Origin of the sequence: Gordonia rhizosphera NBRC 16068, assembly GCF_000298195.1 — a bacterium.
GTDB classification, from domain to species: Bacteria; Actinomycetota; Actinomycetes; order Mycobacteriales; family Mycobacteriaceae; genus Gordonia; species Gordonia rhizosphera.
Window position 1 is genome coordinate 26,354 of the sequence record NZ_BAHC01000125.1, and the last position, 26,042, is coordinate 52,395.

Genomic DNA, 26,042 nt, shown 5'->3' on the forward strand with positions numbered 1-26,042 from the left:
CCCACCCCACCCGAGGAACCCAATGAAACTCGCCACCCTACGCATCGGCGGCAGCACCGTCGCCGCCCGCATCGACGACACCACCGCCACAGTCATCGACGGCTTCTCCGACCTCGGAACGCTGCTCGGGGCCGACGACTGGAAGTCCATCGCCGAAGGCGCGCACGGCACGACCATCGCCCTCACCGACGCCGACTACGCGCCTGTCGTTCCCCGACCCGGCAAGATGTTCTGCGTCGGCCTGAACTACGCGTCGCACATCAAGGAGATGGGCCGCGACCTGCCCACCTACCCCACCCTGTTCGTCAAGGTCGCCGATGCCCTGACCGGCGCCTACGACGAGGTCGTCGTCCCCGCCTACGCGGCTGGCGAGCTGGACTGGGAGGCCGAGCTGGCATTCGTCATCGGCAAGCAGGCCTACCAGGTCTCCGAGGCCGACGCCGCCGACCACATCGCCGGCTACTCGGTGATCAACGACTACACGATGCGCGACTACCAATACCGCACGCTGCAGTGGGATCAGGGCAAGAACTTCGAGAAGACCAGCGGATTCGGGCCGTGGATGGACACCGACTACCGGCTCGGCACACGAATCGAGACGCGACTGGAGGGCGAGGTCATGCAGGCCTCCACCACCGATGATCTCGTGTTCAAGCCCGCCGCTCTCGTCGAGTACATCTCGCACATCGTCACGCTGAACCCCGGTGACGTGGTCATCACCGGTACCACCGGCGGGGTGGGACACGCCCGCAAGCCCGCCCGCTACGTCGGAGACGGCCAGACCGTCGAGGTCACCGTCGAAGGACTCGGCACGGTTCGGAACAAGACCATTGTCAAGTAACGTGACATCCGTGGCGGACAACACCTCTCGCGACACCCGCGGTTTCCACGAACTGTCCCTCGACGAGCGCCTGACGACGGCCCGAGACGGCACCGCCTGGTTTGCGCGACACCTCGCGCAGATCAGCGACGCCGACCTCGACGTCCCGTCGGCGCTCGCCGGGTGGACGCGCAAACACGTCGTCGCCCATGTCGGCTACAACGCGGCGGCGCTGTGCAACCTCGTCGCTTGGGCGGACACCGGTGTGGAGACACCGATGTATCCCTCGTTCGAAGAGCGCAACACCGAGATCGAGGAGGGTGCGACGCTGCCCGCAGCGGCACTGCGGAATCTGTTCGACCACACCGCAGCCCGTCTCGACGAAGGCTGGCGCCACCTGCCGGCGGATCGCTGGTCGCACGAAGTGCGCACCATGCAGGGACGCACCGTGCCGGCGTCGGAAACCGCCTGGCTGCGCACCCGCGAGGTGTGGATTCACACCGTCGACCTCGGTTCGGGAGCATCGTTTGCCGAGTTCCCCGAGCCCGTGCTGGTCGATTTGTTCGACGACGTGCTGAGCGGATGGCGCCGAAATGGCGACGGCGCGGAGCTGCGCCTGATGCCCGCCGGCGAACCGGTCACCGACGTCGACCCCGCGTTCGTGGGCGCCCGCACCGAGGTCAGCGGTTCACTCGCCGCGGTTGTCGGCTGGATGTGCGGCCGGTCGACCGACGGCATCACCACCGCCGAGGGCGTCACGCCACCGCGCTGGATCTGACACACCCACGAACACACAGAACTCCCAGTTACACACGAAATCCCGTGTGTAACTGGGAGTTCTGCGTGTTCCGCGCTCGCCTACGCCCCGCTATCCGCCATCGGCGGTGAACTCTCCCGCCTCCATCCGTTCCCGGATCTCGTCGGCATGCGCAATCGCTCTGCCGATCTCCTCGGCCATGACGTGGGCCGCCGACTGCCAGGCGACCGCTCGTATCCGTTCCAGATTCGTCTCGAGATCTTCGATCGTGCCTGCGTACAAGTGGCCACGCTCGGAAATCCACCTCACGACGTAGCGCTCGCACAGTTCCCGCATGCTTTCGCGCATTGCGTCTGCGGACCATGCACTTAACTCGAAATCGCTTCCGATGGAATACATTTCGAGGGCACCGCGCAATTGGGGGACACTCTCACAGAACCAGACCTTACGCCCGTCAGCCGTCGTCCGCCGCTCGAGATAACCGGTGGAGACGAGCGCCGGCACCTGATCCGGATAGGCCTCGCCGAGCAGATCCGCGAGTTCTCCCTCGTCAAGTTCCCGGCTCGAGGTGGCCAGCCACGCAGCCCCGGCGATAGCGGGCCCGAGCAGATCGACGACACTGCTCTGCGATTCGCCGGAGTCGCCCAGCACCGTGCGGATCGTCTGCAGCCGCAGGCCACGGGCCTGCAACGCCGCGATCGACCTTAGGCGTTCCAGGTGCGCCGACCCATAGACCGCCTGGCCACCCTTGCGTACCGGACGCGGAAGCAACCCTTCGGACTGGTAATAGCGGATCGTCCGCGCGGGCACCTCCGCGACCTTCTCGAGTTCGGCGAGCGTGAACCCAACCTCTCCAGCGGCGTCGTTCACTGTCATGCCTCTCATGAAATCACCTCCTGGTGCGACAACACACACTAGCCACCAAACACACTTGACAGCGACGTGTGACTCATCTTACTGTCGTATTACAGTTAATACTGACACACAGCAGCGCTTACCGTAGGCGCTCACCACAGGAGGTACCCATGTCGGACGCACGCCCCAACCCGACGGTCCCGTCGAAGGTCTTCATCACCGGCGCCGGCGGCTTCATCGGCCGTACTCTCGCCGCCCGCTTGCGTGAGCTCGGCGCCACCGTCACCGGTGTCGACCTCGTCGCGAATCCAGCCGAGGGGATAGTCGCCGGCAGCACCACTGACCCGTCGACCTGGGCACATGCACTCGAGGGCGTCGACGCGGTGGTCCACACCGCGGCGATCGTCAGCACCGTTGCACCCGTCGGGCAGGCGTGGGAGGTGAACGTGCTGGGCACCAAGAAGGTGCTCGACGCCGCGGTCGACGCGGGCGTCGGCCGGTTCGTGCACCTCAGTTCGATCGCGGCCTACGGGTGGGAGTACCCCGATCACGTGACCGAGGACTACCCGACCCGGGTCACCGGTGGCGTGAGCACCTACACCGACACCAAGACGAACTCCGAATTGACGGTCCTCGCCAACGGCAAGCGCGGCATGGAAACCGTCATCGTGCGCCCGGCCGACGTCTACGGTCCCGGCTCGGTCTGGATTCGTGAGCCGCTGGCGATGATCAAGAAGAACCAGATGATCCTGCCCGAACACGGCTCCGGCGTGTTCGACGTGATCTACATCGACAACTTCGTTGACGCGATGGTCCTCCTGCTCGCCGCCGACGGCAAAGCTGTCGACGGCCAGATCTTCAATTTCGGCGAGGAATCGATCCGCACCTGCGCCGAGTACTTCGGCGAACTGGCCTCCTGGGTCCCGGGCGGCAAGATCACGTCGGTGCCGATCAAGGTCGCCATCCCGGCCCTCGGCGCCGTCGGCAAGCTGCAGCGCCGCCTCGGCATGAAGAGCGAGCTCGGTCCGGCCCTCATGCACATGTTCAACCGCCACGTCGTCGTGTCCAACGAGAAGGCGCGCACGGTCCTCGGCTTCAAGCCCGTCGTCTCCTACGAAGAGGGCATGGCGCGCCAGAAGGCATGGGCCCGCGCCGAAGGCCTCATCTAGAACTCACCAACCAAGTTGAAACCCAATGAACCACAAAACGATTGACGGAGGTCACCGATGAGCAACAACCGGATGAACGCCGCCCAGATCTACCGGACGATGGTCCGGATGCGACTGGTCGACGAAGCATTTGTCGAAGCATGGAAGGACGGACTCGTCCCCGGCGAATACCACTCGGCCCACGGCGAGGAGGGCATCAACGCCGGCGTTCTCGCACATCTGAACGACGCCGACACCTTGGCGCTCGATCATCGCAACACCGGCCCGTTCGTCGGCCGCGGCATCGATCTCGAGGCACTGATGCTCGAGGTGCTCGGCTCCGATGAGGGCATCGCCCGCGGGATGGCCGGCCACATGCACATCTTCGACCCGGACTGCAATGCCGGTGCGGACGGCATCGTCGGCGCAGGCGGTCCGCTGGCCGTCGGCCAGGCCATCGCCCACACCCGGGCCAACCCGGGCAGTGTCGCCGTCACCTTCCACGGTGAGGCCGCGATGAACCAGGGCATGATGATGGAGGCCTACAACATGGCCGTCGCATGGAACCTGCCCGTGGTGTTCGTCTGCAAGGACAACAAGTGGGGCATCACCACGTACTCCAGCGACCAGACCGCCGGTACCCCGGTGCAGCGCGCCAAGGGATTCGGCCTCCACGTCGAGACGGCTGCCGGGCACAAGGTGGCCGACGTCCACCGCGCGGCCGGCAAGCTCATCGACCGCGCCCGTGCCGGCAAGGGCCCGGGGTTCCTGTATGTGACGTGCCATCGCCCCAACGGACACCTCGAGGGCGACCCGCTCGTCGGCTTGCTGCGTCAGCCCAAACAGCAGCTGTCGGTGTGGGTCCCCGAGCTGATGGGTGGATTCACCAACTCCGCGAGCGGCACCACCGGCGAGAAGGTGCGCGCCATGGTCGGTGTCGGGAAGCGCGCCGGCCGGTTCACCCGGGACATGGCCCTCAACACCCGCAAGGACCCGGTCCGCCGCGGCCGTTCCCTGGTCGGGGCAGAAGCCGCGGCCACCATCGAAGCCCAGGAGCGAGCCGAAGTTCTCGCCGCCATCACCGCAGTCCGCGCCCGAGTCGGCAATCGCCTCGGCTTCGGCGTCACCACAGGAGGAACCCGATGACCATCATGCGCTACGACGAAGCCGTCGACCACGCCCTCGGCCAGGCGATGGCCGCCGACCCGTCGGTCGTCACCTGGGGCGAGGACGTCGAGATTCTGCGCCGCGTGCTGCAGAGCCGCTTCGGACCCGAGCGGGTCCGTGACACTCCGATCTCCGAGCAGGGGTTCATGTACGCCGGTATCGGCGCCGCCATGGCCGGACTGCGACCGGTGGTCGAGCTGTACATGATCGACTTCGGCATGGTCGGCTGGTCGGCGATCGCCAACGCCGGCTCCAAGTTCAAGGATTTCTCCGGCGGCCGCTGGAACATCCCGATGGTGCTGCGTGCCGGTGTCGGCGGCTGGTACGCCGACGGCGGCCAGCACGAGCAGACCTTCTGGGGCAGTCTCTCCTCGTATCCGTCGACCGAGGTCGTCGTGCCGTCCACCCCGGCCGACGCCGCCGGTCTGATGCTGTCAGCAGTGCAGAGCGACGAGTTCACCGTCTTCCTCACCCCCAAACTGCTCGACCAGCAGATCCTGGACTACCTCGGGGGCGACCAGCGCAGCACCCTGGATCTCACCCCGGTGCAGCCCAAGGCCGGCGCCATCGGCGAGGTTCCCGACGTGGTCACGCCGATCCCGTTCGGCAAGGCGGCCACCCGCCGCACCGGGTCCGACATCACGCTGGTGTCGGTCGGCATCGGTGTGCACCGCTGCCTCGAGGCGGCCGACGCGCTCGCCGCCGACGGAATCGAGGCCACCGTGCTCGATCTACGTACCCTCGCCCCGCTCGACACCGAGGCCATCGTCGAACATGTGGGTCGCACCGGCCGCGTCGTCGTCGCCGACGAGGACTACAGCCGCGGCGGACTGACCGGCGAGATCGCCGCTCTGCTACTCGAATCCGGCACCACCGCCCGCTACGCGCGGGTCGCCGTCGAGCAGACCATCCCCTTCGCGCCGCATCTCGAATACGCGGCACTCCCCAACGCGGAACGCATCGCAGCGGCCGCCAAATCTCTTGCCTGAGGAACCGACATGACCACAACACTGCCCCTCGTTCAGATCGCACTCAGCGTGCGCGACGTCCAGCACTCCCAGCGCTGGTACCGCGACATCTTCGGGTTCACCGAGGCCGGCGGCACGCACGCGTTCATTCCGCTGCTCGGCTCCGAGGACGTCCAGAACGTGCCGGGCGCCACCAGCGTCTGCTGGTGGATGCTCGACGGCACGCCCGGATTCCAGATGGAGCTCTTCGAGTTCTCCAAGCCACACCCGAAGCCGGTGCCCGCCGACTGGCGTCCGTCCGACATCGGTTACACCACAGTCGGTTTCCACGTCAAAGACTTCGACGCGACACTCGAGGCGCTCGCCCGCCGCAACGTCGGCCTGCTGACCGAACCGATGGGACTGCTCGGGTCGCGACGCGTGTGCGTCACCGATCCCGACGGGATCCTGCTGGAGATCATGGAATCAGACCCGCGGACCGACGGGATGGGCCCACGCCCGGACACCCCGGCGATCGCCCGGTTCGTGACATTGTCGGTGCCCGACCTCGCCGAGGCCCGCCGCACCTGGGTCGACGTGATGGGGCTGTCCGAGGTGGACCTCTCCCTGCACGACGCCGAGCACGAAAAGCTCTGGGGTCTGGCGGGTTCCACCCGTGAGTCGTTCGTCGTCCATGCCGGCGACGCGTTCCTCGAGGTCGTGCAGTACCTCGACCCGATCGGCAAGCCGTGGCCGACCGGCTACCACATCAGTGACCTCGGCATCCTCAATATCGCTCTCGGCCTCGAGGATCGGGCATCACTCGACGCCCTCGTCCAGAAGGGACAGACGCGCGGCATCGAGCCGAACACCACCAAGGGCACGGTCGTCGACAAGCTCTGGTACGCCTCGTATGTCAACGACCCGATGGGCTTCTCGATCGAGTTGCTCTGGCACGGCAGCAAGGGCAAGCGTCGCCGGGTCGACCCGCTCGGTCTGCTCGAGCTTGGTTTCACCGAGAAGCAACCGCCGCTCAAGCGCGTCAGCGCCACCGCTCGGACATCCGCCACGCCCGAACAGGTGTGGGCGGTGCTCGACGACCACGCGACAATGGCCGACTGGACGCCGTTCAAGCGTTCCGAGATCCTCAGCGGCGGCGACGACAACGGCGTCGGACTCATCCGCAAGCTCAGCGGCGGACCGGCCGGCATGGCGGTCACCGAGCAGATCATCGCGGCCGAGGCACCCCACCGCATGGAGTACACGGCCAAGGGTGCGCCCGGTATGAAGCGCTACTACAGCTTCATCAGCGTCGAGGCGAATGCGTCCGGCGGCAGCACGATCACCTGGGAGGCGCAGTACCGCACGCTATTACCGGGATCTGCTGCCATCACGGGGCGCATGGTGCGTACCCTTGCAGACGGACTCGCACGCGCAGCCGAGCGCACCAAGATCTGACGCCAGCGATCCTCCGAAAGGACTTCTGATGAACCTCACCGACAATCTGCGGCGTACCGCAGAGCAGTATCCGGACACTGTCGCCGTCAAGATGGACGACGCGGAGATCACCTTCGCCCAGCTGAACGGGCTGGCCGCGAAGACCGCCGGATGGCTCCGCGAACTCGGCGTGCAGCCGGGCGACCGGGTGGCGGTATCGCTGCCGAACATTCCGCACATGCCGATCCTCTACTACGGCATCCTGTGGGCCGGCGGCGTCGTCGTCCCGATGAATCCGCTCTACAAGGACCGGGAGTTCGCCCACGTCCTGCGCGACAGCGGCGCCAAGGTGTTCTTCGCCTGGAACGGTGTCGCCGATCAGGCCGCCAAGGGTGCAGCCGAGGCCGGCGCGACCTTCCTCGAGGTCGACCCCGCCACGTTCAGCGGACAGGTGCTGGCCCACGAGCCGATCGCGGTCACCGACCGGGCCGCCGAGGACACCGCGGTCATCCTCTACACCTCGGGCACCACCGGCGCGCCCAAGGGAGCCGAACTCACACACGCGAACATGGTCCGCAACGCCGAGGTGTGCGCAAGCGACCGTCTGATCGGCCTGTCCGCCGGCGACGTCGTGTTCGGCGGGCTCCCGCTCTTCCACGTCTTCGGACAGACCTGCATGATGAACACGGCGGTGCTGACCGGCGCGACCCTGACCCTGCTGCCCCGCTTCGACCCGCAGCGCGCCCTGGAGATCATCGAACGCGACAAGGTCACCATCATGGGCGGCGTGCCGACCATGTACGTCGCGCTGACCCAGTTCCCGGACCGCGACCGCTTCGACACGTCAAGCCTGCGGCGTTGCGTGTCCGGCGGTTCCGCGCTGCCGGTCGAGATCCTCCGCGGCTTCGAGGAGGCCTACGGCGCCATGCTTCTCGAGGGCTACGGACTGTCGGAGACCTCGCCGGTCGCCTCGTTCAACCACGCCGACCGCGAACGCAAAGCGGGCTCGGTCGGGCAGCCGGTCGAGGGTGTGGAGTTCAAGCTCGTCGACCCGGAGTGGAACGAAGTGCCCGAGGGCTCGGATGGCGAAATCGCCATCAAGGGTCACAACATCATGAAGGGCTACTTCGGCAACCCCGAGGCGACCGAGAAGGTACTCAAGGACGGCTGGTTCCGCACCGGCGACATCGGCCGACGCGACGACGACGGCTACTACTACATCGTCGACCGCGCCAAGGACATGATCATTCGCGGCGGCTACAACGTCTACCCCCGCGAAGTCGAGGAGGTCCTCTACGGGCATCCGGCCGTCGCGAGCGCCGCCGTCGTCGGCATCCCCAGCCAGATGCACGGTGAAGAGGTCGCCGCCGTCATCACCGTCAAACCCGGCATGACGGTCACCGAAGACGAAATCCAGCAGTACACCAAAGACCGCGTGGCCGCCTACAAGTACCCCCGCGTCGTCCGCATCGTCGACGAGCTACCACTCGGCCCGACCGGCAAAATCCTCAAACGCGAGATCAAGATCTCCTGACCGCTCGGTAACTGCACACCCGTGTCGTCGGTGCTCCCACTGGGAGCGCCGACGACACGGTCGTTTCGGGGCCATGTGATCCTCCGCCGATCACCAACTACATTTGACAGTGAGTATTGTCATTGTTACTGTTGTGTAACAGTATTTACTGAAATATATCGGTGCAATCTGTCTGCACGCCGGTGAAGTACTCGTCACGGACGCACGGGCTCAGGCCGCAGAACACCCGAACGCCTGACACCCGACCACAAAGGATCTCGCCATGACCCTCACCGACAACCTGCGTCAGACCGCCGAACGTCGCCCCGACGTCATCGCGATCAAGATGGACGACACCGAGATCTCGTACGCCGAACTCAGCGGCCTTGCCGCACGGACCGCGCGGTGGCTGCGCGATCTCGGCATCGAGCCGGGTGACCGGGTGGCGGTGTCGCTGCCGAACATCGCCCAGATGCCGATCCTGTACTACGGCATCCTCTGGGCCGGCGGTGTCGTCGTCCCGATGAACCCGCTCTACAAGGACCGGGAGTTCGCCCACGTCCTGCGCGACAGCGGCGCCACGGTGTTCTTCGCATGGAACGGCGTGGCCGAGCAGGCCGCCAAGGGCGCCGCCGACGCCGGCGCGACCTTCGTCGAGGTCGATCCCGCGACATTCACGGGCCACGTGACGTCTCACGCAGCGACCAGAGCCGCTGCGCGCGACGGCGAGGACACCGCGGTCATCCTCTACACCTCGGGCACCACCGGCGCACCGAAGGGAGCCGAACTCACCCACGCGAACATGGTCCGCAACGCCGAGGTGTGCGCAAGCGACCGTCTGATCGGCCTGTCCGCCGGTGATGTGGTGTTCGGCGGACTGCCCCTGTTCCACGTCTTCGGACAGACCTGCATGATGAACGCATCGGTGCTGACCGGCGCAACCCTCACACTGCTGCCCCGCTTCGACCCGCAGCGCGCCCTGGAGATCATCGAACGCGACAAGGTCACCCACATGGGTGGCGTGCCGACCATGTACGTCGCACTGTCACAGTTCACCGATCGCGGGACGTACGACACCTCGAGCCTCACCCGCTGCGTCTCGGGCGGCTCGGCGCTGCCCGTCGAGATCCTCACCGCATTCGAGGAGGCCTACGACGCCATGCTCCTCGAAGGCTACGGACTGTCGGAGACCTCGCCCGTCGCCTCCTTCAACCACGCCGACCGCGAACGCAAAGCAGGCTCGGTCGGTCAACCGGTCGAGGGCGTCGAACTCAAGCTCATCGACGCGGACTTCAACGAGGTGCCCGAGGGTTCCGATGGAGAGATCGCCATCAAGGGCCACAACGTCATGAAGGGCTACTTCGGCAACCCCGAGGCCACCGACGCCGTCCTCAAAGACGGCTGGTTCCGCACCGGCGACATCGGCCGACGCGACGACGACGGCTACTACTACATCGTCGACCGCGCCAAGGACATGATCATCCGCGGCGGCTACAACGTCTACCCGCGCGAAGTCGAGGTAGTGTTGTACGGACACCCCGCCGTGGCCAGCGCCGCCGTCGTCGCCATCCCCAGCCAGATGCACGGCGAAGAGGTCGCCGCCGTCATCACCGTCAAACCCGGCATGACGGTCACCGAAGACGAAATCCAGCAGTACACCAAAGACCGCGTGGCCGCCTACAAGTACCCCCGCGTCGTCCGCATCGTCGACGAGCTACCACTCGGCCCGACCGGCAAAATCCTCAAACGCGAGATCAAGGTCGGCTGATCCGAGAGGTTCTCTCGCCCGCTCGCACCCGCCCCGAAGACCTCGCACCCGCAGAGACGCTATCGACACTCTGTGTACGCAGCATCCCGCTCACGTGAGGTTTTCAGGGACCGGCCCGTGCGCCCACGGTCACCAGGCACGATCGAGATCGGCATGTTGCCGAATCCAGGCGTGCATCGCGACCCCGGCGGCCACCCCGGCGTTGATGCTTCGGGTCGACCCGAACTGGGCGATCGACACCGTGAGGTCGGCGTGACGCTGAGCGTCGTCGCTGACACCCGGCCCCTCCTGCCCGAACAGCAGCACGCAGTCGCGCGGTAGGTCGGCGGTCTCGAGGCGTTGCGCGCCCGGCGTGTTGTCGACGGCGACCACGGCCAGGTTCTCGGTGCGTGCCCACTCCATCAGCTCGGTGACCGAATCATGGTGGCGCAGATGCTGATATCGGTCGGTCACCATCGCACCGCGACGATTCCAGCGGCGCCGCCCGACGATGTGCACGGCAGCGGCCGCGAACGCATTCGCGGTGCGCACGACCGTCCCGATATTGGCGTCGTGGGCGAAGTTCTCGATCGCCACGTGAAACGGGTGGCGGCGGCTGTCGATGTCGGCGACGATCGCCTCGCGGGTCCAGTAGCGGTAGGCGTCGACGACGTTGCGGGTGTCGCCTTCGGCGAGCAGGTCCGGGTCGAAACGCGCATCGGTGGGCGCAGGGCCGTCGTGTTCGTCAGCCCACGGCCCCACCCCGACGGTTGTTCCGGCCTGCCACTCGGTGGGGCCGGCTGCGTGAGCGCCCGTCGCGTCGGGGTTCGTTCCGGCCTGCCACTCGGTGGGGCCGGCTGCGTGCACGCCCGTCGCGTCGGGGTTCGATCTGGCCTGCCGCTCGGTGGGGGCGGCCTGTTCCATGGTCAGGCCAGTCCGAGGTCGTCCAGCCCGAGCAGCGACCGGTAGGGCACGCCGAGCGCGGTGATCACCTCGTCGGCACCGGTCGCGCGGTCGACGACGGTGGCCACACCGATCACGGTCGCCCCGACCTCGCGGGCGGCCTCCACCGCCGCCGAGGGGGACGCACCCGTCGTCGACGTGTCCTCGACGACGAGGACGTTGCGGCCGGCGATGTCGGGACCCTCGATGCGTCGCTGCATGCCGTGGGTCTTCGCCGCCTTGCGCACCACGAACGCGTCGATCTCGCGCCCGGGCGCATGCATGATCGAGGTCGCCACCGGATCCGCGCCCAGCGTCAGGCCGCCCACGGACCGGTAGTCCCAGTCCGCCGTCAATTCTCGCATCAGGCTGCCGATCAGGCGTGACGCCTCGTGATGCAGGGTCGCACGACGCAGATCGACGTAGTAGTCGGCCTCGCGGCCCGACGACAGCGTCACCCGACCGTGCACCACCGCCAGTTCGGTGACCAGTTCGGCGAGGCGGGCACGCCCGTCGGCGTTGACCGCGGGCGGATTCACGGACGGGGGTACGGGCGCTGACGACGGCATGTCACGGCTCATTTCTCGCTGGGGTGGACCGGTGGGCGATGACGGACCCGACCGAGTTCAGTTCCGGCGATGTCGATTCGGACGGTCCGTCGGCGACGACGACCTCGGGGGCATATCGTACGGCCGCGCCGCACGCTCCGGGTTCGCCGGTGGGTTCGGGGCCTCGGCGTCCGGGTCGGTGGTGCGCCACGAACCGGTCGGCGGCCGCGCCGGGCCACGCACCGGCATCGGCTTCATGCGTCGGCTCGCCGTCGACGACGCGGGCGATGTCGAGTCGTTCGCGGCGCTCCACGCGCGCGTCGGCGCCGGTGCTTCGGCGCCCGATTCGGGCGCCGTGCCCGTGTCGGGTCCGGTCGACTCGGCCGCCGCCATGCGGGCACGGCGCTGCTTGTCGCGCATCGACTCGGTCTTCTCGTCGGCGTACTCGGCCCGGATGGGACCGTGCGGGTCGCGGGGATCGGGGGCTTCCTGCGGGTCGACGACCGGTGGCAGCACCCGGAGCAGATCGGCGAAGCGGCGCACGACCTGCAGCCCGGTGTCGAGGCGCTCGTTGTCGGTGGTCAGCGGCATGGACCCGAGCACCCACTCGCCCTCGTTCCACAGCACCTCGATAAACGGTGGCGCGGTGTTGGCCAGGGCGACCATGCGGCGGTCGCAGACGCGCCGGGCGACGTCGAGGTTGTTGGAGAACATCACCCGCGGCCCCATCGCACCGAGCAGTTCGACATCCTCCTCGGCAGGGGCCAGCACGTCCTCGTGACGCAGGTCGACGATCACCGACGACGGGTTCGCGCGGCGCACCGCGATCACGGTCGCGGTCTCGGCGAGGTCGAACACCGCCGCCTCGGCGCCGCCGTAGTGGCCGAACGCGACGTCGCGAACCTGGATGTGGTCCGGGACGTTCATGGTGGCCCGGCGGAACACCTTGCGGAGCTTGGTGTCCGATTCGCGGAACTTGAATTCGTGCTGATCGCCCCAGATGGCGCGCTGATGCCGCGCGACGTTCGAACGCTGGCGGTCCAGCCACAACAGGGCGACGGCACCGGCCAGCGCCAGCGCAGCGATCACAAAATACACGATGGTCATCGCACTACACCCTACTATCGCCGGTGTTCCGACCTGCGGTCACGACATAGCCTCGATCCTTGTCGACCACATTGCGCAGGACCTCCGCCGGCGACCGGTCCTCTCGATCGAGGTAACGGCGCAGGTTGGCGAGGAACTGGTCGGCGAGTTCTGAGCGCCACCCCACGACGTCGCCGCTCATGTGTGGGGAGATCGCGACGGTGTCCATCGCCCACAGCGGACTCGCCGGGTCGAGGGGTTCCTCGGTGAACACGTCGAGGGAGGCGGCGCCGATCTCACCCGTCTGCAGCGCGGTGATGAGCGCGGGCTCGTCGACGAGCTGTCCGCGACCCACGTTGACGAGGTGGGCGTCAGGCCGCATGGCCCGCAGGACCTCGGCGTTGATCATCCGTTCGGTTTGTGGGGTCAGCGGTGCGATGGCGACGACGGTGTCGAAGTCACCGACGACCCCACAAAGCCGTGCCGTCTCGTGCACCACACCGAAATCGGGATCGTGCTCGCGGGCGGTGCGACCGGCGCCCGCGACGTCGATGCCGACGGCGCGCAGCAGCCGCGCGACCGCACGTCCGATACCGCCGGTGCCGATGACCAGCGCCGAGGTCCCCGCGGTCCTGGTGGTCTCACGGTGGCGCCAGGTTTGCTGCGACTGCAGACGCCGGGACAGATGGATCTGCTTGTCGCGGGCGAGGATTGACGCGAGGACGAACTCGGCGATCGGTCCGTCGAAGACGCCGGCGGCGTTGGTCACCACGACGGGTGAGACGCGCAGCTCGTCGAAGAGCAGCGAGTCGACCCCTGCCGCGCAGACGTGCACCCAGCGCAGCGCGCTCGTGGCCTCACCCCAGTTGTCCTTCAGCGCGCGGGAGAAGAAGTCCCACACCAGCAGGATCTCGGCGCCCGACAGGACCTTCGGCAGCGTGTCCGCGGTGCAGTGCCGGATCTCGGCGAGCTCCCCGATCTCGTCGAGGTTCGGCGGATCGGGAACACCAGGGGCACCGAGGATAGCGATGATCGGAGATTCCGCAGCCACCGCCCCACCGTAACCGGATTTCGTCCAATCGAGTGATCGACGCCGTACCCGCACCGCCACTATTCTCTGAATCCGCGGCGCTCTGTCCGCAAATGCTTTCCATCTCAATCGAATTCACTCTTTGTTCACCTTCAGGAGGAAGTATGCGCACGTCCAGGATCACATCCGCTCTCGCCGCGACGGGTGTGGCACTGACGCTGGCCGCCGGCCCCGCTGCCGCGGCACCCACGAGTTTCTTGGACACCCTGTTCGGGAGCCTGTCAGGTCCCGAAGTGGGCCCCAGCCAGCCGGGTCCCAGCAACCCGGGACCAAGCAACCCCGGACCGAGCAACCCGGAGACACCCAGCAAGCCGAGCACCCCGACAATGCCCGGGGCCAGCAACGGGGTGGCCACGCTGTCGCTCACTGTAAGCGTATGGACCGGACGTAAACTCGGCCCCGATCTCTACGCCACCGGCTTCGAGCCGCGCGTCAAGTGGTCGGCACGTGACCGCGCGAATGCCGAGGTCAAGGGCGACGACTGCCAGATCGAGGTGCAGTTCCCGGGCACCTCGGCACCTACCTACAAGTCGGCAGAATGCCAGGGCTGGCGGAACTTCTCCAGCCCACGCTACAAAGAGGCCGGCCGCTATTCGATCGTCGTGATCGACCGCGTCTCCGGAGCGAAGTCGACGTCGTCGTTCACCATCGAGTGATCCTCGGGCCCATCCCCTAGCACTGATCCCAGCCGACCACCCGGCCGCACGCGGACCGGGTGGTCGTCGTTTCGTCCAATTGTTGACAATCCGACGATCGACCGTCACGGTGGACCCATGACCGTCACTGCCGAGACCACCTGGACCGACCAGACCGCGACCTTGAGCCCGGTCCTCAAACAGGCCACGCCGGTCGTCGTCGACCATGCGCTCGGCTCCTGGATTCACGGCACCGACGGCCACGACTACCTCGACTTCACCACCGGCATCGGCGTGACCAGCACCGGTCACTGTCATCCGCGGGTCGTCGCAGCGGCGCAGGAGCAGTGCGCCAAGATCATCCACGCCCAGTACACGACGGTGATGCATCCGCCGCTGCTCGAACTCACCGAGAAGCTCGGCGGTGTGCTCCCGCTGGGCCTCGACTCGGTCTTCTACGCCAACTCCGGCTCCGAGGCCGTCGAGGCCGCCATCCGGCTGGCCCGCATGGCCACCGAACGCCCGAACATCGTTGTCTTCCAGGGTGGATTCCACGGCCGCACCGTCGCGGCCGCCAGCCTGACCACGGCGGGCACCCGTTTCTCGGCTGGTTTCTCACCGCTGATGGGCGGTGTGCACATGGCCCCGTTCCCCTACGCGTATCGCTACGGCTGGGACACCGACACCGCCGTGGACTTCGCACTCCGCGAACTCGACTACCTGCTCACCTCCCGCGTCGCGCCCAACGACACCGCGGCCTTCCTGATCGAGCCCGTCCTCGGCGACGGCGGCTACCTCCCCACCCCACCGCGGTTCCTGCAGGGGCTGCGTGAACGCGCCGACCGCCACGGCATCCTGCTGATCCTCGACGAGGTGCAGGCCGGTTTCGGTCGCACCGGCAGGTTCTGGGGTCATCAGCACGCCGCCGACGTCACCCCGGACATCCTCATCACCGCCAAGGGCCTCGCGTCGGGGTTCCCGATCTCGGCGATCGCCGCACCCACCGACCTGATGGCCAAGGCGTGGCCGGGGTCGCAGGGCGGCACCTACGGCGGCAACGCGGTGGCCGCCGCCGCAGCGGTCGCGACCATCGACGTGATCCGCGACGAGAACCTCGTCGAGAACGCCCGGGTCCGCGGCGAGCAGATGCTCGACGGACTCGCGGCGATCGCCGCGCGCTACGACGCGATCGGGAATGTGCGCGGGCTCGGCCTGATGGCCGGAATCGAGTTCGTGACCGGCGAGAGCGGTGACGCCCCGGTGCCCGACGCCGCCACCGCGCTTGCCGTCCAGCAGGCGACGACCCGCCACGGGCTGCTCACCCTCACCTGCGGTCCGGCCGGCAACGTCGTACGCCTCATCCCCGCCCTGGTGGTCACCTCCGACGAGATCGACATGGGCCTTGAGCGATTCGAGACGGCAGTGACGGAGGTCGTCTCCGGCGATACGCTCGGTCAGAGATGACACATGTCGCCAACACCGGCCCGACGTTCTCCGACGACCTCGACGTCGCCGGGGATCTCGGCGCCCTCGGCATCGAGGCCGACGCCTCGTCGCGGCGCCTGGCCGAATACTCCTACGACGCCTCCAACTATCGGATCGTGCCGCTCGCGGTGGTGTTCCCCCGCGACGCCGACGACGTCGCGCACACTGCGGCCTACTGTCACACCAACCGCATCCCGCTGATCGCCCGAGGTGGCGGTACGTCGATGGCGGGTAACGCGATCGGTCGCGGTGTCGTCGTCGACCTGTCCCGTCACATGCGGCGGGTCGTGACGGTCGACGAGGACTCCGCGCACGCCGTCGCGGAGAGCGGGATCGTGCTCACCACGCTGGCGGCCCGGGCGCGGACGGCCACCCATGGGCGTCTCACCTTCGCCCCGGACCCGTCGTCGGCGTCACGGGCGACGCTGGGAGGCGCGATCGGCAACGATGCCTGCGGAAATCACTCGGTGCGTCACGGCCGCACCACCGACCACATCGACGAGCTCTACCTCGTCACCGCCGACGGACTGCAGCTCACGGCCACCCGCGACGGCATATCCGCCACCCACGCCGAGGACGCCGCCGCCACCGCCCGTGCCGCCGAACTCACCGCGAATCTGCGCGACCTCGCCGCGCGGAACCTGGCCATCTTCCGCACCGATCTGGAGACCATCCCGCGACAGGTGTCGGGATACCATCTGTCGAAACTGCTGCCGGAGAACGGTTTCGACGTCGCCCGTGCACTAGTCGGCAGCGAGGGCACGTGCGCGATCGTGGTCGGTGCCCGGGTGCGTCTCGTGCCGGTGGCCACGTCACCACTGCTGGTGTGCGTGGGATATCCGACGGTGGGCGACGCCGCCCGTGACATCCCGGCCATCCTGCCGTATGCGCCGTCGGCAGTCGAGGGTATCGACCGCAAGATCGTCGCCACCATGGCCGCCCGACGGGGCCGCGACACCGTCGCCTCACTGCCCGCCATCGACGACCCCGCCTGTACCGCCTGGCTGTTCATCGACCTCGATGAGCACAGCGCCGCAACCCAATCCGAATCCGATGTCGGTGCCACGGCGAAGCGACTCCTCGACGAGTTACGTGCCGGTGGCGCGATAATCGCCGGTACGGCGGTCCCGGATCCGCTGGCGCGCAAGACACTCTGGCGGGTTCGGGAGGACGGCGCCGGGCTGTCGTCTCGGCTCGCCGACCCCGACGACGACCGCATCGGTGCCGACTACGAATCGTGGCCGGGCTGGGAGGATGCGGCCGTCGCGCCCGAGCACCTCGCCGACTATCTCGACGACTTCACCGCTCTACTCGACCGATACGGGCTGACCGGCGTCATGTACGGGCACTTCGGCGCCGGATGTATGCACGTCCGGATCACCTTCGATCTGCGCAGTCCCGAAGGCCGCACGACGATGGACCGGTTCTGCACCGACGCAGCACATTTGGTCGTTGCGCACGGTGGTTCACTGTCGGGCGAACACGGCGACGGCCGGGCCCGTTCGGCACTGCTGCCGATTATGTACTCCCCGGCAATGCTCGCCGCCTTCGCCGAGTTCAAACGGATCTGGGATCCCGAGGGCACACTCAACCCCTTCTCCATCGTCGATCCGCCCGCGATCACCGAGGATCTCGCCCTCGACAGTGTGCCTGCCCGCCCCTGGCCCACGGCGTTCCGCTTCGGCCACACCACCACCCCGGCCCCCTCCACCCCCGCCGACAGCACCCGGAATCGCGCCGACAGCACCCTTCCCATCCTTGATCCGTTCGTCCATGCCACCCAGGGCTGCATCGGCGTCGGCCGGTGCCGCGCCGACAGTGGTGGTGTCATGTGCCCCAGCTATCGCGCGACCCGGGACGAGAAGGACTCCACGCGGGGTCGCGCGCGTGTGCTGCAGGAGATGATCCGCACCGCACCAGACGTCGAGACCGCTTGGCGGTCAGCCGATGTCAAAGAGGCGCTTGACCTCTGCCTGTCGTGCAAAGCGTGTTCGACCGACTGCCCCACCGGTGTCGACATGGCCACCTACAAAGCCGAGTTTCTCCACCACCACTATCAGGGGAGACGGCGACCCCTCTCCCACTACTCCCTCGGCTGGATGCCCGCGTGGCTCGGCTCGGCCGGAGTCCTCGCGCCCGCGATCAACGCCGCCCTCGACGGCCCGCTCCGGACCCTCGCCGCCCGCGCCGGCGGGCTGGACCCGCGACGCTCCATGCCCCGCTTCAGCACCCGACGTGAACGTCGGCACCTGCGCGCGCTGCCGGGTATCACCCAAACCACCGACACCGTGCTGTTCATCGACTCGTTCACCAAGGCGTTCCGACCACACATCGCCGCCGCGACCGCCGAGATCCTCAGCGCCACCGGCGACAACGTGGGATGCGACGCCGAGCACTGCTGCGGACTGACCTGGATCTCCACCGGGCAGCTCACCCGGGCACGAAAGGTGTTGTCGCGCACTTCCCGGGCTCTGGACGACGGCACCGATCGGCCCATCGTCGTCCCCGAACCCAGCTGTGCGGCGGCGCTGCGCAAGGACCTCCCCGAACTCGTCGACGACGACGCCGCGCACCGCGTATCCCGGCGCGTGCACAGCTTCGCGGACTTCCTGCCGCACCTCGTCGATGCCGGCTGGCGGCCCGCGACTCTGCCCGCCGCCGTCACCCTGCAGACGCATTGTCACGAGTACGCCGTCTTCGGCGCCCGCACCGGCGCCGCGGTACTCGAATCGCTGGGGGTCGAGGTGCACACCGCGGACGGATGCTGCGGGGTCGCCGGGAATTTCGGCTTCGAACGCGGCCACTACGAGGTGAGCGTCGACGTTGCCGAGCAGGCGCTCGCCCCGGCGCTGCGGGCGGCCCCTGATCGCCCGGTGATCACCGACGGATTCAGCTGTGCCATGTCGGTGGACCATCTGTCGGCCACCGACAAGGAACTCGGTTCGACCGTCCACCGTCCGTCGGGCCTGCACCTCGCCGAGCTGCTGACCCAAACCCCGCCGACAGCAACCGCGAACTCGCCCACAGCACCCAACATCTCGCCGACAGCACCCGGAAATCTGTCGACAGCACCCAGAAATCCGCCGACAGCAACCGCGAACTCGCCGACAGCAACTGAATTCCCACCGACAGCACCCCCGGAAGGAGCGTGAGCCATGACCGCCACCATCTCACCCACCTCTGCCAACCAGGCCATCTCACGTCTCCACACCGACCTCTTCATCGGCGGCCGCTGGACACCGGCCGCCTCGGGGGCCAGGTTCACCGTCGAGAACCCCGCCACGGGTGCACCGCTGGCCGAGGTGGCCGACGCCGACGCCGACGATGCCCGCCGCGCGCTGCAGACCGCCGCCGACCACCAGACCGACTGGGCGGCCACCTCCCCCCGGTTCCGCAGCGAGATCCTCTACCGCGCTTACCAACTCATCATGGACCGCGCCGACGAGATCGCGGCGGTGATGACCGCGGAGATGGGCAAACCACTCGCCGACGCACGGGGCGAGGTCGCCTACGGCGCGGAGTTCTTCCGCTGGTTCGCCGAGGAGGCGGTGCGCATCGGCGGTGACCACACCGTCACCGGCGACGGCAACAACCGCATCGTGGTCAGCAAACAACCCGTCGGGCCGTGCATCCTGATCACCCCGTGGAACTTCCCGCTCGCGATGGGCACCCGCAAGATCGGACCGGCGATCGCCGCGGGCTGCACGATGGTCTTCAAGCCCGCCGAACTCACCCCGCTGACCGCATTGCTGCTCACCGAGATCCTCACCGAGGCCGGGCTTCCCGACGGCGTCCTCAACGTGGTCACCACCACCGACCCAGCCGCCGTTGTCGGCGAGTGGATGGGTTCCGGACAGGCCCGCAAGGTCAGCTTCACCGGGTCGACCGAGGTCGGCAAGATCCTGCTCGGGCAGGCCGCCGAGACGGTCATGCGTACGTCGATGGAACTCGGCGGCAACGCGCCGTTCATCGTGTGCGCCGACGCCGACGTCGACCGCGCCGTCGACGGGGTGATGGTCGCGAAAATGCGCAACATGGGACAGGCCTGCACCGCCGCGAACCGGATCTTTGTGCACCGCGCGGTGATCGATGAGTTCACCGAGAAGCTGACAGGACGGATGCGCGCGCTGGTCGTCGGCGACGGCGCCGACGACGCCACCCAGGTCGGGCCACTCGTCGAGGCCAAGGCTGTCGACAAGGTCGCCACGCTCGTCGTCGATGCCCTCGATCGCGGTGCCGGCGCCACCTGTGGCGGCACCCGGCCCGATGGTCCCGGCCACTTCTACCCGCCGACGGTGCTCACCGACGTCGACCCCGACGCCGACCTCATGCACACCGAGATCTTCGGCCCGGTGGCCGCGATCATCCCGTTCGGCAGCACCGACGACGGCAGCGAAGATGACGGGAGCATCGACGAGGTCATCGCACTCGCCAACAACACCCCGTGGGGTCTCGTCGGCTACGCCTACACCCGCGACATCGACACCGCCGACCTGCTCTCCACGCGTCTCGAGGTCGGCATGGTCGGCATCAACACCGGTCTCGTGTCGAATCCCGCCGCGCCGTTCGGCGGCGTGAAGCAGTCCGGCCTCGGTCGCGAGGGCGGGCGCCTGGGCATCGAGGAGTTCCTCGACGTCAAGTACGTCTCACGTCCCATCCCCAAGCGGTGACACCGCCCGCAGCGACAGGAGACCACGGATGTACCTCGGCACTCAGCTGTTCACCGACAGTGAGTACGAACAGCGGCTGATCCGTGTCCGCGAATTGATGGACCGGCAGGGGCTCTCGGCGATCATCGTCACCGATCCGGCGAACATCTTCTATCTGATCGGCTACAACGCGTGGTCGTTCTACACCCCGCAGATGCTGTTCGTGCCGATCGAGGGCGACATGGTGTTCTTCGCCCGCGAGATGGATGCCCATGGCGCGCACCGCACCACCTGGCTGTCCGACGACCAGATCGTCGGCTACCCGGAAAGCTATGTGCACCGCCCGCATGTGCACGCCTTCGACTGGGTGGCCTGGGCCTTACGGCAGCGACACCTGATCGCACCGGCATCACGGGCCGGTTCCGTTGGACTGGAGATGGATTCACACTTCTTCTCCCCCAAGGCCTATCGCGCGCTCTACAACGCGATCCCGGAGTGGAAGCTGGTCGACAACTTCGAACTCGTGAACTGGGTGCGGTCGGTCAAGTCCGACGCCGAGGTGCAGTTGATGAGGCAGGCGGGCATGGTGTGTTCGCAGGCGATGCGCGCGGCGATCGAGACGATCGACGTGGGTGTGCGGCAGTGTGATGCGGCGGCGGCGATCTCGCAGGCGCAGATCACCGGCACCCCGGACTTCGGCGGCGACTATCCGGCGATCGTGCCGATGATGCCGACCGGCGCGGCCGCCGACACCCCGCACCTCACCTGGCATCAGGGCACCTTCGTCGACGGCGAGGCCGTCGTCATCGAACTCACCGGTGCCCACAACCGCTATCACTGCCCGCTGGCGCGGACCGTGTCGTTGGGGTCGCCGTCCAAGGACCTCGACTACGTCGCCAAGGCCACCGCCGAAGGACTCAACAACGTCCTCGAGGCGATCCGTCCGGGTGTCGCCACTCGTGAACTCGCCTCCACCTGGAACTGGACGCTCGCCAAGTACGGACTCGAAAAGCCCTCGCGGCTCGGCTATTCCATCGGGATCGGCTACCCACCCGACTGGGGCGAGCGGACGATCAGTATCCGCAGCGAGGACGAGACGATCCTGGAGACCAACATGACCTTCCACATCGTGTGCGGGATGTGGATGGACGACTACGGTTTCGAGCTGTCCGAATCGGTGCGGGTGAGCCCGACCGGTGTCGAGACATTCACGAGCTTCCCGCGTGAGCTCATCCGGAAATGAATTGAGGTGACAGACATGACCGCTCCCACCCTGCCACTGGCCGTCCGCGCCAAGGACCTGGTCGGATCGATGATCGATTCGTCGACGTCGCTGCTCGCGTCGCAAACCCATGACATCGTGCGCTTCGCGATGGGCTCCCCGGCCGACGAGGCGGTCCCCGCCGACGAGTTCCGCCAGATCGCCGGCGAGATCCTCGACCACACGTCGTTCACCTACGGAGCCACCGAGGGCGAACCGCGGCTGCTGCAGCTGCTCGTCGACTACTTGGCCACCACGCCCGATCCGTCCCACCACGAGCGGCTGGTCATCACCACCGGCGGCATGCAGGGCCTCGACCTCGCCAACAAACTGTTCGTCGATCCCGGTGATCTCGTCGTCGTCGAATCCCCGACCTACACCAACGGCAGCGCCACCGCCCTGTCGTACGGGGCGCAACTGCTCGAGGTCCCCGTCGACGACGACGGCATGCAGGTCGACACCCTCGTCGACCTCGTCGCGCGCACCCACCAGACCCCCAAGGCCATCTACACGATCCCGACCTTCCAGAACCCATCCGGCGTCACCCTCTCCGAGGAACGACGACGCGAACTGCTGCGTCTGGCGCATCAGTGGGGTGCGGTGATCATCGACGACGACCCGTACGGGCTGCTGCGTTTCGCCGGTACCGACATCCCGACCTTCCAGACCCTGAGCCCGCAGGATCCGCTGGTGTTCTCGGTGCGGACGTTCTCCAAGATCCTCGCACCCGGCTGGCGGGTGGGCTGGGTCGACGCCGACCCGTCGTTGCGCAGACTACTGATCAACGGCAAACAGGCCATGGACACCTGCACCAACGTGCCCAACCAGCACATCGTCGCCGAGTACATCGCACGCGGTGGGCTGACCGATCACCTGGCGGGGATACGCAAACTGTATCGGGAACGCAAGGACGCGATGCTCGACTCGATAGCCCGTCACCTCGGCGAACGCGTGTCCACCACGAACCCCGAGGGCGGATTCTTCCTGTGGCTCACCCTGCACGGCGAGTTCGCCGAGATCGACACCCGAGAACTGTTCGACGTGGCGCTCGCCGACGGAGTCGCGTTCATCCCGGGTCCGGCGCTGTCGCCGGGCGGACGCTTCCGCAATGCGCTGCGCCTGTGCTTCGCGTCGAGTACACCGGAGAGGATCGACGAGGGTATTCGACGCCTGACCGGAAGTCTTGAGAAGATGGCACAGACGCCCTGACGGGCGAGCGGAGGAATTCCCCGGATGAAAGGTGATGCGGTGTCGCTGACCGAGGCCGAGGCCGGGGTCCTGTCTCACATCAAGGCCGACACGGTGGCCATGCTGACCGCATCGATGGTGGAGGCGCCGAGCGAGAATCCCGGCGGTACCGAGGCGGCCACCGTCGAGGTCCTGGCGAGGGCCTGCCGAGCGTCCGGCTTCGCGGTCGACATCCGTGAGGTGGCCCCGGATCGCCCCAACCTCGTCGCCACGATGGCGTCCGGCGACGGCCCGGGGCTGATGCTGCTCGGGCATTCCGACGTCGTCCCGGCCGGTCCGGGCTGGACCACCGACCCCTATCGCCCGCACTTCGCCGACGGCCGCATCTACGGGCGCGGCACCACCGACATGAAGGGCGGACTCGCCGCGGCGGTCATCGCCATGCAGGCGCTCTCGCACGCATCGGCCTACGGCATCGAGTTGTCCGGGCCGGTTCAGTTGGTCTGCACCGTCGACGAGGAGGAGCACGGTCTCGGCGTGCGCGACTTCGTGACCCGCAAGCCCGAACACTCCTTCGCCGGTTGCATCGTCGCCGAGCCGACCGATCTCACCGTCGTCCGAGGTTGCCGTGGGGCCTCCTACCTGGAGGTCGACATCACCGGTCGCGCAGCACATTCCGGGCGGCCCGCAGACGGTCGCAGCGCCATCGAGGCCGCCGCTTCCATCATCGATCTCATCCGGTTCGACCATCAACAGCTCGGCATGGTCGCCGACGACCTGCTCGGGTCTGGCACCTGGAATGTCGGCACCATCCAAGGCGGACAGGGTATCTCGGTGGTCGCGCCGACCTGCGAGCTCGGTATCGACCGGCGCCTGATGCCCGGTGAGGACGCCCACCGCATCGCCGACCGGTTGCGCGAGGCGATCCACGAATCCGCCATCGACACCGATGGGGTCGGTGTCGAGGTGCGGGTGACCATGGAGATGCCCGGTTTCGCCACCCCCGCCGACCACGCGCTGGTGAGCACCGCGGTCTCCGCTCTCGTCGACGCCGGGCGTGAAACGTCGGTCGGCGGCTGGAGCGCGGCCTGCGACGGCGGGTTCGTCAGCCGCGACCTGGGTATCCCGACGATCGTGATGGGCCCCGGCAACATCAACGCCGAGGCCCACAAACCGAACGAATCGGTCGCCGTCGCCGACCTCGAGGCCGCGGCTCGCGCCTACGCCCTGGCGGCCATTCGCCTCCTCGGCTGAACGGCTCGGAACACCACTTCGTGCTCGCTCCCCCAATCGGGGAAGCGAGCACGAAGTACGCGAAAGCGGCGAGCTACACCTCCGTGACGGCCAAATCCCTTTCCTTGCCGGGGATCTCGGTGCCACGGATGGAGCAACCCGCAGTCTCCTTCAGGTAGACCATTGCGACCATGCCGATCGCGCAGGCTCCCATCATGTACATCGCCGGGAACAGATCCCAGCCGGTGTTGTCGACCACCGATTCGTTCACCAGCGGTGCGGTACCACCAAACGCGGCCGTGGCGACGTTGTAGGAGATCGCGAACCCCGCGTAGCGGACCTGGGTCGGGAACATCGCCGGGAAGGTCGCCGAGATGGTCGCCAACTGCGGGATGTAGAGCAGGCCCAGGATGACGAATCCGATGATGGCCCAACCGAATCCCTGCCCCATCAGCCAATACAGGGGTATCGCCAGCACGAACAGGCCGATCAGGGAGGTCCACCACATCGGTTTTCGACCGGTCCGGTCCGACAACGCGCCGAAGTACGGGATGACCGCCATCATGACCAGCTCACCGATCAGGATCACCGTGGTACCGGTATCCGAACTCATCCCGATGGTGTTCTCCAGGTACGTCGGCATGTAGGCCAGCAGGGTGTAGTTCACGACGTTGAGCGCGATCACCATGCCGCCCATGGTCAGCACCGGACGCCAGTACTGCTTGAGCAGATCGACGAGCTCAGCGCCCGGGGACTTCTCCAGCTTGTGCTCTTCGGATAGCTCGCTGAACACCGGCGATTCGTCGACGTGTGACCGGAGGTAGAGGCCGACGAGACCCAGCGGCAGCGCCAGGAAGAACGGGATACGCCATCCCCAGGTTTCCATCGCCGAGTCGGTCAGGACCAGATCCAGGGACAACACGACCGCCGACCCGAGAACGAAGCCACCGAGCGTGCCGAATTCCAGGAAGCTGCCGTAGCGTCCACGCTTGCTGTCCGGTGCGTACTCGGCCATGAACGTCGCCGCACCGCCGTACTCACCGCCGGTGGAAAACCCCTGGATGACGCGCAGCAGGATCAGCAGGACGGGCGCCCACACTCCGGCCACCGCATGCGTGGGCAGCACGCCGATCAGAGCGGTCGCACCCGAGATGAGCACGATGGTCAGGGCCAGCACGGCCCGTCGCCCGATGCGGTCGCCGATCGGTCCCCAGATGAATCCACCCAGTGGACGCAGGACGAACGATATCGCGAATCCGAGCATGGTGCCCAGGGTGCCGAGGTCACCCGGGAAAAATGCGTCGGTCAGATAGGTTGCGGTGGCGGCATAGACACCGTAGTCGTACCACTCGGTGGCGTTTCCGAGTGCCGAGGCCGCGATGGCCTTGCGCAGTATCGCCCTACCGGCGGGCGATTCGGGGTCGGGTCTGTGAAAGTGCTCCGACCCCTGGGTGGATTGTGAGGATGCTTCAGACATCTGCGCCTCCTGAGGGAAGTCTTTCGGCCAGTTGCTTTTAGCTCAACTCACATCGGT

The 26,042-nt window shown here is 67.3% G+C and carries 21 protein-coding genes; 15 read left to right on the forward strand and 6 right to left on the reverse strand.

Annotated features, from left to right (window positions below; all coding sequences use genetic code 11):
• Positions 1-22 precede the first annotated feature (22 nt).
• Together GORHZ_RS15260 and GORHZ_RS15265 are read left to right on the forward strand one after the other, a co-directional pair.
• Entirely contained in the window at positions 23-841 is an 819-nt protein-coding gene (locus GORHZ_RS15260) for a fumarylacetoacetate hydrolase family protein (RefSeq protein WP_006334424.1), read from the forward strand.
• Between the two features lie 10 nt (positions 842-851).
• Positions 852-1,598 (forward strand): maleylpyruvate isomerase family mycothiol-dependent enzyme, encoded by a 747-nt coding sequence (locus GORHZ_RS15265; protein ID WP_006334425.1) that lies wholly within the window; start codon positions 852-854, stop codon positions 1,596-1,598.
• A gap of 90 nt (positions 1,599-1,688) precedes the next feature.
• On the opposite strand, the gene GORHZ_RS15270 is transcribed toward GORHZ_RS15265, so the two are convergent.
• Positions 1,689-2,462, reverse strand: coding sequence for a MerR family transcriptional regulator (locus GORHZ_RS15270; RefSeq protein WP_006334426.1), 774 nt, complete (start codon positions 2,460-2,462; stop codon positions 1,689-1,691).
• Between the two features lie 140 nt (positions 2,463-2,602).
• Between GORHZ_RS15270 and GORHZ_RS15275 the strand changes: the two genes are divergently transcribed.
• The 6 genes from GORHZ_RS15275 to GORHZ_RS15300 all read left to right on the forward strand — a co-directional run bounded on the left by GORHZ_RS15275 (position 2,603) and on the right by GORHZ_RS15300 (position 10,412).
• Entirely contained in the window at positions 2,603-3,601 is a 999-nt protein-coding gene (locus GORHZ_RS15275; RefSeq protein WP_006334433.1) for an NAD-dependent epimerase/dehydratase family protein, read from the forward strand.
• A gap of 57 nt (positions 3,602-3,658) precedes the next feature.
• Positions 3,659-4,726 carry a thiamine pyrophosphate-dependent dehydrogenase E1 component subunit alpha gene (locus GORHZ_RS15280; RefSeq protein ID WP_006334434.1) on the forward strand — a complete coding sequence of 356 codons (1,068 nt, stop codon included), beginning with the start codon at positions 3,659-3,661 and terminating at the stop codon, positions 4,724-4,726.
• On the forward strand, positions 4,723-5,736 hold the full coding sequence (locus GORHZ_RS15285) for an alpha-ketoacid dehydrogenase subunit beta (RefSeq protein ID WP_006334435.1): 1,014 nt from the start codon (positions 4,723-4,725) through the stop codon (positions 5,734-5,736). Before GORHZ_RS15280 ends, GORHZ_RS15285 begins: the two co-directional genes overlap by 4 nt.
• A 9-nt stretch (positions 5,737-5,745) precedes the next feature.
• Positions 5,746-7,152, forward strand: a complete 1,407-nt coding sequence (locus tag GORHZ_RS15290) for an SRPBCC family protein (RefSeq protein ID WP_006334436.1) — start codon at positions 5,746-5,748, stop codon at positions 7,150-7,152.
• Between the two features lie 28 nt (positions 7,153-7,180).
• Complete coding sequence (locus GORHZ_RS15295; protein WP_006334437.1) at positions 7,181-8,665, forward strand: long-chain-fatty-acid--CoA ligase; 1,485 nt, start codon at positions 7,181-7,183, stop codon at positions 8,663-8,665.
• Between the two features lie 262 nt (positions 8,666-8,927).
• Entirely contained in the window at positions 8,928-10,412 is a 1,485-nt protein-coding gene (locus GORHZ_RS15300; protein ID WP_006334438.1) for a long-chain-fatty-acid--CoA ligase, read from the forward strand.
• A gap of 129 nt (positions 10,413-10,541) precedes the next feature.
• Here the strand turns inward: GORHZ_RS15300 and GORHZ_RS15305 are convergent, their stop codons facing one another.
• From GORHZ_RS15305 to GORHZ_RS15320, 4 genes are read right to left on the reverse strand one after another with little or no spacing between them, the layout of a single operon-like run.
• On the reverse strand, positions 10,542-11,315 hold the full coding sequence (locus GORHZ_RS15305; protein ID WP_006334439.1) for a TrmH family RNA methyltransferase: 774 nt from the start codon (positions 11,313-11,315) through the stop codon (positions 10,542-10,544).
• Between the two features lie 2 nt (positions 11,316-11,317).
• Complete coding sequence (locus GORHZ_RS15310; protein WP_006334440.1) at positions 11,318-11,902, reverse strand: orotate phosphoribosyltransferase; 585 nt, start codon at positions 11,900-11,902, stop codon at positions 11,318-11,320.
• Between the two features lie 57 nt (positions 11,903-11,959).
• Positions 11,960-12,988 (reverse strand): TtfA family protein, encoded by a 1,029-nt coding sequence (locus GORHZ_RS15315; protein WP_006334441.1) that lies wholly within the window; start codon positions 12,986-12,988, stop codon positions 11,960-11,962.
• 4 nt (positions 12,989-12,992) lie between these two features.
• Positions 12,993-14,018: a D-2-hydroxyacid dehydrogenase gene (locus tag GORHZ_RS15320; RefSeq protein ID WP_040532178.1), complete on the reverse strand. Its 1,026-nt coding sequence runs from the start codon at positions 14,016-14,018 to the stop codon at positions 12,993-12,995.
• 143 nt (positions 14,019-14,161) lie between these two features.
• Here GORHZ_RS15320 and GORHZ_RS15325 point away from each other — a divergent pair, with 143 nt between their 5' ends.
• The 7 genes from GORHZ_RS15325 to GORHZ_RS15355 all read left to right on the forward strand — a co-directional run bounded on the left by GORHZ_RS15325 (position 14,162) and on the right by GORHZ_RS15355 (position 24,529).
• Entirely contained in the window at positions 14,162-14,713 is a 552-nt protein-coding gene (locus tag GORHZ_RS15325) for a hypothetical protein (protein ID WP_006334443.1), read from the forward strand.
• A gap of 117 nt (positions 14,714-14,830) precedes the next feature.
• Complete coding sequence (locus GORHZ_RS15330) at positions 14,831-16,156, forward strand: aspartate aminotransferase family protein (protein WP_006334444.1); 1,326 nt, start codon at positions 14,831-14,833, stop codon at positions 16,154-16,156.
• Positions 16,153-19,329, forward strand: a complete 3,177-nt coding sequence (locus tag GORHZ_RS15335) for an FAD-binding and (Fe-S)-binding domain-containing protein (protein ID WP_006334445.1) — start codon at positions 16,153-16,155, stop codon at positions 19,327-19,329. Before GORHZ_RS15330 ends, GORHZ_RS15335 begins: the two co-directional genes overlap by 4 nt.
• Positions 19,330-19,332: 3 nt before the next feature.
• Complete coding sequence (locus tag GORHZ_RS15340; RefSeq protein ID WP_006334446.1) at positions 19,333-20,847, forward strand: NAD-dependent succinate-semialdehyde dehydrogenase; 1,515 nt, start codon at positions 19,333-19,335, stop codon at positions 20,845-20,847.
• 28 nt (positions 20,848-20,875) lie between these two features.
• On the forward strand, positions 20,876-22,069 hold the full coding sequence (locus GORHZ_RS15345) for a M24 family metallopeptidase (protein WP_006334447.1): 1,194 nt from the start codon (positions 20,876-20,878) through the stop codon (positions 22,067-22,069).
• Between the two features lie 15 nt (positions 22,070-22,084).
• Positions 22,085-23,296 carry an aminotransferase-like domain-containing protein gene (locus GORHZ_RS15350; RefSeq protein WP_051998928.1) on the forward strand — a complete coding sequence of 404 codons (1,212 nt, stop codon included), beginning with the start codon at positions 22,085-22,087 and terminating at the stop codon, positions 23,294-23,296.
• Between the two features lie 24 nt (positions 23,297-23,320).
• Entirely contained in the window at positions 23,321-24,529 is a 1,209-nt protein-coding gene (locus GORHZ_RS15355) for a M20 family metallopeptidase (protein ID WP_006334449.1), read from the forward strand.
• 73 nt (positions 24,530-24,602) lie between these two features.
• Here GORHZ_RS15355 and GORHZ_RS15360 read toward each other — a convergent pair whose 3' ends face one another.
• The gene (locus tag GORHZ_RS15360) at positions 24,603-25,985 is read right to left on the reverse strand and encodes an MFS transporter (RefSeq protein ID WP_006334450.1); all 1,383 of its coding nucleotides are present in this window, start codon (positions 25,983-25,985) and stop codon (positions 24,603-24,605) included.
• Positions 25,986-26,042 lie beyond the last annotated feature (57 nt).

Coding starts and splice junctions, on each gene's coding strand:
- GORHZ_RS15260 (WP_006334424.1), top strand. CDS start 23: ATGAAACTCGCCACCCTACGCATCGGCGGCAGCACCGTCGCCGCCCGC.
- GORHZ_RS15270 (WP_006334426.1), bottom strand. CDS start 2,462: ATGAGAGGCATGACAGTGAACGACGCCGCTGGAGAGGTTGGGTTCACG.
- GORHZ_RS15275 (WP_006334433.1), top strand. CDS start 2,603: ATGTCGGACGCACGCCCCAACCCGACGGTCCCGTCGAAGGTCTTCATC.
- GORHZ_RS15280 (WP_006334434.1), top strand. CDS start 3,659: ATGAGCAACAACCGGATGAACGCCGCCCAGATCTACCGGACGATGGTC.
- GORHZ_RS15285 (WP_006334435.1), top strand. CDS start 4,723: ATGACCATCATGCGCTACGACGAAGCCGTCGACCACGCCCTCGGCCAG.
- GORHZ_RS15290 (WP_006334436.1), top strand. CDS start 5,746: ATGACCACAACACTGCCCCTCGTTCAGATCGCACTCAGCGTGCGCGAC.
- GORHZ_RS15295 (WP_006334437.1), top strand. CDS start 7,181: ATGAACCTCACCGACAATCTGCGGCGTACCGCAGAGCAGTATCCGGAC.
- GORHZ_RS15300 (WP_006334438.1), top strand. CDS start 8,928: ATGACCCTCACCGACAACCTGCGTCAGACCGCCGAACGTCGCCCCGAC.
- GORHZ_RS15305 (WP_006334439.1), bottom strand. CDS start 11,315: ATGGAACAGGCCGCCCCCACCGAGCGGCAGGCCAGATCGAACCCCGAC.
- GORHZ_RS15310 (WP_006334440.1), bottom strand. CDS start 11,902: ATGCCGTCGTCAGCGCCCGTACCCCCGTCCGTGAATCCGCCCGCGGTC.
- GORHZ_RS15315 (WP_006334441.1), bottom strand. CDS start 12,988: ATGACCATCGTGTATTTTGTGATCGCTGCGCTGGCGCTGGCCGGTGCC.
- GORHZ_RS15325 (WP_006334443.1), top strand. CDS start 14,162: ATGCGCACGTCCAGGATCACATCCGCTCTCGCCGCGACGGGTGTGGCA.
- GORHZ_RS15330 (WP_006334444.1), top strand. CDS start 14,831: ATGACCGTCACTGCCGAGACCACCTGGACCGACCAGACCGCGACCTTG.
- GORHZ_RS15335 (WP_006334445.1), top strand. CDS start 16,153: ATGACACATGTCGCCAACACCGGCCCGACGTTCTCCGACGACCTCGAC.
- GORHZ_RS15340 (WP_006334446.1), top strand. CDS start 19,333: ATGACCGCCACCATCTCACCCACCTCTGCCAACCAGGCCATCTCACGT.
- GORHZ_RS15345 (WP_006334447.1), top strand. CDS start 20,876: ATGTACCTCGGCACTCAGCTGTTCACCGACAGTGAGTACGAACAGCGG.
- GORHZ_RS15350 (WP_051998928.1), top strand. CDS start 22,085: ATGACCGCTCCCACCCTGCCACTGGCCGTCCGCGCCAAGGACCTGGTC.
- GORHZ_RS15355 (WP_006334449.1), top strand. CDS start 23,321: ATGAAAGGTGATGCGGTGTCGCTGACCGAGGCCGAGGCCGGGGTCCTG.
- GORHZ_RS15360 (WP_006334450.1), bottom strand. CDS start 25,985: ATGTCTGAAGCATCCTCACAATCCACCCAGGGGTCGGAGCACTTTCAC.